The organism is Micromonospora sp. URMC 105 (assembly GCF_051386295.1).
Classification (GTDB): Bacteria; Actinomycetota; Actinomycetes; order Mycobacteriales; family Micromonosporaceae; genus Micromonospora.
The window spans coordinates 1-1368 of sequence record NZ_JBPQTL010000202.1 but is presented as its reverse complement, the minus strand read 5'-3'; the positions used below and the strand labels follow the sequence as shown (position 1 = coordinate 1368).

Here is a 1368-nt window from a genome sequence, read left to right as displayed (position 1 = left end):
ACGCGGTGCGCTCGCCGGGGAGCAGCGGGATCGACATCGCCGACGAGTCGTCGTCCACCGACGAGGCGGGGGCGAGCGCCGGGCTGACCGGCATGACCGCCTCGATCTCGGCACGCCGGGTGCGGTCGAAGCCGTACCGGCGGGGCCGGTCGAGGAGGTGCTCGGTGGCCATCAGATCGGTGCCGGTACGGGCGTCGCCGTCGCGACGGCCCACCCGGACCAGCAGCACCTGGCGGGCGAACGTGCTGCTGCGGCGCAACCGGCCCGCCCAGCGACGCCCTGCGGGGCGCGGACTGTCAGTCGTACGACGCCGGCGCCATGGGGCTCTCGGCACGTTTCCTCCATCACCGGATCGGCTGACCGCCCACGCGGGCGGGTGTCCGGCTGTCTCGTGCCGGACCGCTCTTGGCCCGGCAGCCCGTTCAAGCGGAGTACACCATTGCACAGGAAGTGGCGGTTGGCGATAGCTGCCGGCGGTACTTATATCTCCGATAACCGCGCGAACCGCTGTCTTATTCCCATCTCGGGCTCCATCGCCCTTTTTCTCCGCCAACCTCACTTACGACTGTACCGGAGCACCCCACCATCGGCCCGGTGAGCGGGCGCTACCTGCCCCGTCGTCCGGTTGCCAGGGCGGCGACCTCGGTCAGCGACAGCTTCTCGACCTGCGCCGACGTGAACCAGCTCGCCTCCGCGGTCGACCCGCCGGCCAGCTCGGTCACCACCGGCTCGGTGGGCGCGGCGACCAGCACCCGGTAGACCACCCGGACGGCGTGCCAGTCCAGGGAGCGACCCTCCGGGCCGAGCGCCGCCGGGTTGTGCAGATTGTCGACCGTCAACAGGTCGACAACCTTGCCGAGCTGCCCGGACTCCTCCACCAGCTCGCGCAGCAGCCCGGCCGCCGGCTGCTCGCCGTGATCCGTGCCACCCCCGGGCAGGTGCCACCGGCCGGCGCCCGGGTAGCCGGGGGCGATCCGGGTCAGCAGGATCCGCCCCGCCGGGTCGGTGACCAGCCCGTACGCGGCGAAGCGCTGCCGCCGGTCGACGGGCGGCGCGGCCTGCCCGGCCGGCAGGGCGCCGGGCAGGCCGGCCGGCAGGGGCGAGACGGGAACGCCGAGCAGCTCGGCGGTGAACGGCATCAGCGGCAGGGCCGCCGCCTCGTCCGGCGTGCACCAGGCCAGCTCGTCGCTGCCGCCGGCCGGCTCGGGGCGGAGCTCGCCGCCGCGGTGCGCGACGTCGAAGACCAGCCGGTCGGTGTGCACGGCGACGCCCTCGGCGCGGAAGGCGGTGACGTCGGCCAGGGCCGCCCGCACCCCGGTCACCTCGACGGTCAGCCCGGTCTCCTCGGCGAACTCGCGGACCACCGCC

Annotated in this window: 1 protein-coding gene and 1 pseudogene; both read right to left on the bottom strand. The window is 74.3% G+C overall.

Going from position 1 to position 1368, the window contains the following annotated elements; translation table 11 throughout:
- Nucleotides 1-259: pseudogene (locus tag ACSNN7_RS28920) on the bottom strand (CDP-alcohol phosphatidyltransferase); the annotation flags it as partial.
- Nucleotides 260-605: 346 nt separating this feature from the next.
- Nucleotides 606-1368: NUDIX hydrolase (locus ACSNN7_RS28915; RefSeq protein ID WP_436684212.1), on the bottom strand; the 763-nt coding region annotated here is incomplete at its 5' end.